A 7800-nucleotide genomic window follows, 5' to 3' on the forward strand; every position below is an offset into this window, starting at 1 on the left:
GACCAAAACGAATACATATTGCAAACAAAGGAGGATATACCTAAGTCTTGCCCCAACTTAAACCAAGGACTAGGTTTCCAGTCGTTTTTCTTTGGGCGTTTGAAGCCAACATCATCCAAGCGTGCAGATAGCTCTTCCATGGTTTTTTGTTCCCCTAGAATTTTCGCTGCAATCTCTGGAGTTGGGTGTTTAACTTTGTTTTTTGCTCTATTTTTATAACCAAGGTACATGTACCAATCAAGCCTACCCCTATCTAAGTCACCATCGAAATAGTGATAAGCCATTGTCACCAAGTTTTCATATGAAGTTCGCATCAACACTATCGCGCTCGATGTATCAAAATAGGTAAACCCGCCTTCAACATGATTGATATCCAACTCAGTAGTCATCATCATTTCAGTCGTATTTAAGTGCTTCAAAAACTTAATCGCAGCGACATTCATGAAGTAATAATCTTCATCCGTTTCGTTGATGTACTTGAAACTAGATTCAAAAATATTACATGCGGTTCTATAAAGCGATGCGTACTCATCACGTCCAACAATCACAGGGTTACCACTTACAGTTATTATGATACGTAACAGGCTATGCTTATACCGAAGAGCAGTCAAACACGTAACTAACTAATTTTCTTATAGTCCGCTAGGTCTAGAGTTATCTCTTGGCCACCCATTGTTCTAATCTGATCGATTAGTTGCTCCTCTGTTGCTACGCGAACTTGATACTCGCCAGTGATAACAAGTTTTTTCTTATCAGGTGCCGATAATCCCACCAACTTAACAGCCCTATCGGTAGCGGCAACCATCTCACGATCATTAGCTGACGCGTTGTAAGCCTCCAATTACATATCCAAGGCATCTCACGAGTGAATGTATCACCACCTTTTAAACTAACGGAGTCCGGTCTTGCCTTTATCTATCATTACTTTTTGTATATCAAAGTTGGCTGAACATCATTGTTTGACTTGGAGGCGTAACTGATGTATGGAATCCACTCTCTCCGCGGCTAACTACACTTTAGCCAAGGTGTTTAATAATGAGGCTTCCAGCATGCTAAATAGTAACGTGATCGGTATAGACCTAGCGAAAAATGTCTTTCAAGTTTGTCATATCAGTATCCATGGAGAACTACTGAGTAACAAAGCTATGAGCAGGCAAAAACTAAAAGAATTTTTGGCAACGGCTAAGCCTTCTATTGTGGCTGTTGAAGGATGTGCTAGCTGCCATTATTGGGGACGTTTCGCTGAACGGTTTAGTCACGATGTACGAATCATTAACCCAAAGAAAGTCAAAGGCTATCTTGAAGGTCATAAAACTGACGCGAATGATGCATTAGCTGTAGCGAATGCCGCACTACAAATTGGTCTTAAGTACAGTAAGCCCAAAACAATTGACCAGCAAGGACTTCATTCTCTTGAAACAAGTCGTCAGTTATTAACTCGTTCTATGGTTTCCATAGGCCAGCATATTCGTGCGGTCATTCTTGAGTATGGTGTTGTTAATGCTAAAGGAGAAATCGGTCTAAAAAAATCAGTTACCTCAGTCCTTGATGGACAGGCCGAAATGCCAGCACCATTGGCTACAACGATTACAATGATGTGGCAACAATACCTCAATCTAAAATCAGAGTTGAAGAAGTTAGAAAAAACCAAAAACGCTCTTACTCGACAGATTGAACCATGTCGTAGGTTAATGGAGTTAGAAGGGATAGCTGAAACAACAGCGTCAATGCTGTATGTCACATTAGGCAATGGCGATCAGTTTAAAAATGGTCGGCAAGCCTCAGCGTTCGTTGGCTTAACTCCAAAACAACATAGCTCTGGTGGTAAAACTATAATGCTTGGGATTAACAAAACTGGTGGAGTAAAAGATCTACGCTCATTACTCTACTTAGGTGCGATGTCCTATCTTGCTAGACTTCCTGAAATTCCTACTACCCAGAAACAAGCTTGGTTAATTGAACTGGTCAAGAGGATTGGCTTTAAACGAGCCTGTATTGCATTAGCAAATAAGACGGTTAGAACCGCGTGGGCAATGCTTCGCTATGAGACAAAATATCAATCAATACCAGCAACAGTTTAAGTTTAACGCAGTACCAAATTTTACAAAATGATGATGCATAATAGGTAAGACCAACCTACTGAGAACCTGACCGAAGTGTAATGTTTTCTAAAACTGCCTAACTGAATAGGTCAGTAGGTGCGCAAACATCAAAGGTTAGGGGGTAGCTCCCCCAACAGAAACCGAATATACGACCGCATCTTAACTTTTATGGTTCGTCGCTTTGTAAATACGTGGATTCCATATATCATTTCGGGGCAAAAGTGTGTTATGAAACCTTTGATACATCCTCTATCGTAAGAGTGTTCATCTAACTTTGATTGACCGACTTGAATTACCATTTTGTGATATGCAACGCTTCACTATCAACCTCCAACAACTAAAGTAAGTTTATGGCTAAATCATTAGCTATTGTGTTGTTACTTCATAAGGGGAGAAAGGTGAAACGAATCGCAATTTTCGCAGATGGTACTTGGAACTCTCCTGAACAAGGTATTGCAACCAACGTCTTACAGATCGCACGTGCGATTAGCCCAGTAGATACTGAAGGTGTTCCGCAAGTTGTTTTTTACGACTGGGGTGTTGGGACAGAGCAAGATAAGTATAGTGGTGGTATTACAGGCTCGGGCATCGATAAAAATATTATGGATTGTTACCGTTTTTTAGTTCACAACTACAAGCCAAATGACCAACTCTACTTTTTTGGATTCAGCCGCGGAGCCTACACGGTGCGCTCTCTTTGTGGGCTTATCAGAAATAGTGGCTTGTTGCGCAGTGAGCACGCAGACAAAATTCCTCAAGCATATAAGCTTTACCGTGAACGATCTAAGTCTAGTAGTCCCAATCAGAGTAAATCTGTTAAGTTCAGAGAGCAATTTGCCGTTTCCGATAAGACAAATATTAAATTTGTAGGGGCTTGGGATACTGTTGGTGCTCTTGGGATACCAATGCCATTTCTTGGAGGGCTAGGGAAAGAAAAGTATCTTTTTCACGATCTTGAGCCTAGCCAAATCATTCAGCATGCTCGCCATGCAGTATCGATCGATGAGAATCGGGAGGACTTTTCCGCTACATTATGGGAGAACAAGCAGGATATTGATTTACAACAAGTCTGGTTTGCAGGTGTACATTCCGACGTAGGTGGGGGCTACAAGGAGGATGGCTTAAGTCAATGTGCAAGCCAATGGATGATTGAGCAATCTCAGCACTTTGGCGTTGAGTTCGAAAATCATTTACTCGAAAAAATTCATCCAAACTATGCAGATAAGCAGCATAATGAAAGAAAAAGTTTTTACAAACTTCGTCGCGAATTTACTCGTGAAGTCACAGGTCCTTTACATATCTCAGTTAAACGACGTTGGGATGAAAATGTTCAAGGATATCAAAAAAAAAGCAAGGCATTACTGAAGCTTTTAGATTCCGTAAATGGCGATTGGTCAAAAATCGTAGTGCTGGAATGAAAACCCAATCCTGTCTTTTTTGCGTTTTGATGAAGATTTTATTTATACCAGAATAAATATCCCGAGTGCTTTTAGAGTGCTAAGCTGTATTAATCACCTAACACATTTGTATCCTTTATTTTGGAGCGTACTCGAATGAGAGAAGCACTAACCTGCTCAAAGATAGGATCACCTTCACCATAGGTATCTATGTCACTGGCTAACACCAATTCGTAATAATCTATCGCCTTGTTGTATTCTCCTTTGATTTCCCAGGCTCTACCCAAGTTGTAACGATCACTAGCCACATTAGGGTGCCCTTCGCCGAAGATTTTCAAGTCACTCTCTAATACCTGCTCGTAGTAGTTAATTGCCGTGTCGATTTCACCTATCGATTCGAATAATGCTCCAATGTAGAAGCGAGTGGTAGCCACACTGGGGTGAGCGTCACCATAGATCTTTAGATCGCCCGCTAGTGCTTGCTTGTAATAATCAAGCGCGTGGTCAAGCTGGCCTTTAGCATGCCAGGCTAGCCCTAAGCTTTGCCAAAGACTAGCTATGTGTGGGTGTGCGTTGATCTCACCATAGATCTGTATGCTACTCGACAAGGCTTGTTCGTAGTAATCAATAGCCTTATCGTATTCACCTTTGTCAAACCAGGCTCTACCTATGTTATGCCGACGAGTGATGACTTTAGGGTGATTATCGCCAAAATTTGACCGGTCAATAATCAGTGCTTGTTCGTAATATTTAATTGCCTTGTCATACTGGCCTTTAGCGCTCCAATTAATGCCCAGGCCGTTGTAGTTTCTTGCTAACTCGGGGTGACCCTTTCCATAGTTCTCTAAATTTATGGTTAGTGCCTGTTCGTAGTAACCAATAGCCTTGTCGACCTCGCCTTTAGAGCTCCAAACACTTCCCAAACCACTGAGATCCCGAGCCACACTCGGATGAATCTTTCCATATGTATTTAGGTTACTATTCAGCGCTAGTTCGTAGTGTCTAATCGCCTCATCATATTCCCCCTTATTATACCAGGCAAGGCCCAAACTATTGTGTATGATAGCAACATCTATAAGATTTCCATCGTTATCATCTCGGTTATTATTCAGTATCATTTCGTAGTAGGTAATCGCTTTTCCCGTTTCACCTAGTGACATATATGCTCCCGCGAGAGCATATAAATAGGTAGTGTTATCTGGTGACAGTTGTACAGCTCGCGTGAAGTGATTTAAAGCATTTCTAAGTTCGATGTTAGCACTCGCTATGCTTCCTCGTTGATAGGCAGCTTCAGCGGCAGCATTTATGTGAGATTCAGATTGTTCTTCAATTTGCGCAAACACCTTATCTGCAAGTGATTTATCACCCTTAGCTAATGCAGCTTTAGCATCTATTAGTAGGCTCGTTGGAAGCTGATTCGCAATCTTATCCAATCGTCTTATACGGTCGGTCAGCTCTTTGATATAAACGCTATAGCTCAAATTTACATCGGCTATTGCGCTTTGGATTGCTTTAAGCTCGGCCTCACTGTCTAACTTATCTCTTTCGCTCAATTCAGACTTGATCAACAAAACCTCTATTTTTTTCTTTCGTTCAGTCAATTCTTGTTGATATTGTTGTTCGGTCTTTTGAGGGAGATAGTCGACTGGTGGAGTTGCAGGGCTGAAGAAATAGACTATTACAAACAGCGCTAGTGCTCCGCCAGCCTGCAGTTTCACTTTCTGAATTGACCCTTGGACTTGGAGGAAACCAGTAAACACACCGCCTACGCCAGCTGCAGCTAGCGCTAGTATTGTCTTGAAGACACTCCACTGAAAGCTGTTCGGTATCTCAATAACGACTGCTAAAGTTAGTATTGTTGCGATAAATATTGTCCCAAATAGATACCCGGCGACTTTTTCCCAGGTTGCAACTACTAACACGGGGCTATCAAAATTTTTTGGTGTTACCGTGTGTTTTGGTGTGTCAGTCATTGGTGCCCCCGTTCCCCTTGGCTCTAAGATAAGTTGTTACTACTTAATTAACTGAGCTAAAGGGCTCGCCTTAGCCACGAATGAAAGCTGCAGATATACTCCGCTATAAAATATTAGCTTACGAAGTGTGTTGTCATCATGATGCATATCTCAAATGACGAGTTTTTAGTTGTGTTGCGATTATTTAAAATAAGGCGACTTCTGCCTTAGTGAGAGTGGTTTTATACACTTCGGGACAAAAATGATTTAGTAAACCGCCTTTCATCAGACTGCATCACGACAGTGCAACGGTTTGCCCTAATGAAGTAAGTGAATCAAAATAGGAAAATGAGACTTCGTAAACGTCCTAAAGTAGTGGGTTGGGCTAACCTTATGGTTTGTTGTACTCAGCGTTTTTAGTTAGCAACGGAGTTCTTTCATGAGCAATGTTCCAATCATCGTATCCCCAGAAAGCAGCGTTCAGAGGCTTCAACGAGTCGAGTTGCAGGCCATAGGTATTTACGATGAGAAGTGGTTACAGCAACTTATCTTTGCTAACGCTGACCTATTACCCTTCTATGAAATTGATGCTGACTATACTGGTGCAGTGCCAGTGTGTATGGAGCTTGCCACTAAGTCGGGTCGAGTAGACTGCATCTATGTGACGCCATCGGGCCGATTGGTTATCGCTGAAACTAAACTCTATCGAAATCCCCAATCTCGTAGAGAAGTGATTGGTCAGATACTCGATTACGCTAAAGATTTGATGAATTTGAGCTATGAAGATCTTGAGACTAAGGCTTGTGCCGTTAATGGTGGTTTGTCACTTTTTGATATTATTAGGGCGGGTGGTCATGAAGTCTTAGAAGCCGCATTCATTGATACGGTTCAGCGAAACCTCTCGAAAGGCCGTTTCTTATTATTGGTAGTGGGAGATGGTATTCGAGAGGGGGCTTTTGAGATAAAGGACTTCCTTAATTCCAATGCATCAATGGAGTTTTCCTTTGCTATGGTTGAGATGCAGATCTTCCACATGCCAGACGAACAATTGCTCGTGAACCCTCAAGTGATACACAAAACTGAAATTACTGAGCGCCGAGTGATTTCGATTAATCAGGAAAGTCGTGAAGTTACTGAGAAATTGGAATCCAACAGCAAGCAAAATGATTCAGCCACAAATAAAGGTTCTGGCCAAACCTATGAGTATTGGAGTGCATTGCTTGATTACCTTGAACTTGAAGACACGAGTGTTAGGTTGCCAACCCCTTCGACTCAGGGACACTTATGGTTCGAGTTACCACCAAGGGCGCATAATAGTTGGATAACAACTTACCGCTCAAAACCCAATGAGGTGGGCGTCTTTGTGAAATTCAGAGATGACGTACTCGGGCAATACTTGTTTGAGTACCTGTCTGATAGGCGAGAATCATTGATGCCACTCTTGCCGGACGGCGCTGAATTTGTGCTCGATAAGCTAAAAATTTCGCTACCCGCAATCACTCTTGACTGGCAGAACGAAGAGTCTTGGAAAGAAGCGTTTGATTTCTACCAGTTGCGTTTAAATAAAATATACCCCGTGGTCAAACCTTTGCTGATACAAGCGCTTGATGCATATGAAAGTTAACGGCGTTTAAACCATAAAGCGTTCAAAAAATAAAAGCATAAGGTGGTAATACCTCGACTTGCTAGACACTACACAGATAAGGAAAAGTAGGTCAAAACGCTTCACTGAGATTAGTGATGTTGAACATCACTGGTTTGCAATGGGGCAAAGGTACCACGGGTAAGAATTCAGCCAGTGAAGCTTCTGGACGAAAATGGCCTACTTATATGGGTCTAAACACCTAGTGTCGAACTGGAGACAGTATTTTTAAATCCTAACGTTTGTATTGTTTCAGCCAAAATGAGCTTGTCTGTGGCAATTGGGGCACAGAGCAAGAACATTATCAACAGTGTCAGGTCCACCTTGAGCCAAGGGTAATGTATGATGAACCTCTAAATATGGCGTGTTATCTGTTTTTCTAATGAATGGCGCGGGTTTATAGCAGCTTTCACAGGTACCGTTTGCACGAACCAAAGCTTCAGCTACGACATCTGGATTTCGAACATAGACTGTTGTTTTAACCTCTTTTGTTTTTGGTGAAGTTTCGGCTTTTGATAAACGCTCCGCTCTCTGAGTTGTCGTTAACGCTTTAGACCATGTAACTTGTTGATCAAACTCTAGGTGTTCACTTACTTCTTGAAGGTTAATTGCTCTACTGAGTTTATAGTCTCTACCGGCTTTACATCTTATCTCTTCAAGAACAGATTCATCTTCAATCGTTGACGATACTGAAAATAAACCTTGAT

7 protein-coding genes are annotated in these 7800 nt (G+C 41.8%); 3 read left to right on the forward strand and 4 right to left on the reverse strand.

Annotated features, from left to right (window positions below):
* Both M9196_RS23010 and M9196_RS23015 read right to left on the reverse strand, forming a co-directional pair.
* Positions 1-548: hypothetical protein (locus tag M9196_RS23010; RefSeq protein WP_250619838.1), on the reverse strand; the 548-nt coding region annotated here is incomplete at its 3' end.
* A gap of 71 nt (positions 549-619) precedes the next feature.
* A complete protein-coding gene (locus M9196_RS23015; protein WP_250619839.1) occupies positions 620-841 on the reverse strand; it encodes a hypothetical protein in 222 nt (73 codons plus the stop codon).
* 208 nt (positions 842-1049) lie between these two features.
* Between M9196_RS23015 and M9196_RS23020 the strand changes: the two genes are divergently transcribed.
* Entirely contained in the window at positions 1050-2081 is a 1032-nt protein-coding gene (locus M9196_RS23020) for an IS110 family RNA-guided transposase (protein ID WP_065677905.1), read from the forward strand.
* 371 nt (positions 2082-2452) lie between these two features.
* Positions 2453-3520: a DUF2235 domain-containing protein gene (locus M9196_RS23025; RefSeq protein ID WP_250619840.1), complete on the forward strand. Its 1068-nt coding sequence runs from the start codon at positions 2453-2455 to the stop codon at positions 3518-3520.
* Positions 3521-3609: 89 nt separating this feature from the next.
* Here the strand turns inward: M9196_RS23025 and M9196_RS23030 are convergent, their stop codons facing one another.
* The gene (locus M9196_RS23030) at positions 3610-5472 is read right to left on the reverse strand and encodes a tetratricopeptide repeat protein (RefSeq protein ID WP_250619841.1); all 1863 of its coding nucleotides are present in this window, start codon (positions 5470-5472) and stop codon (positions 3610-3612) included.
* A 418-nt stretch (positions 5473-5890) separates the two neighbouring features.
* Between M9196_RS23030 and M9196_RS23035 the strand changes: the two genes are divergently transcribed.
* Positions 5891-7075, forward strand: a complete 1185-nt coding sequence (locus M9196_RS23035; RefSeq protein WP_250619842.1) for a hypothetical protein — start codon at positions 5891-5893, stop codon at positions 7073-7075.
* 270 nt (positions 7076-7345) lie between these two features.
* Here the strand turns inward: M9196_RS23035 and M9196_RS23040 are convergent.
* The coding region (locus tag M9196_RS23040; RefSeq protein WP_250619843.1) for an HNH endonuclease at positions 7346-7800 on the reverse strand (455 nt) is incomplete at its 5' end.

The organism is Vibrio methylphosphonaticus, from assembly GCF_023634655.1.
Taxonomy (GTDB): domain Bacteria; phylum Pseudomonadota; class Gammaproteobacteria; order Enterobacterales; family Vibrionaceae; genus Vibrio; species Vibrio methylphosphonaticus.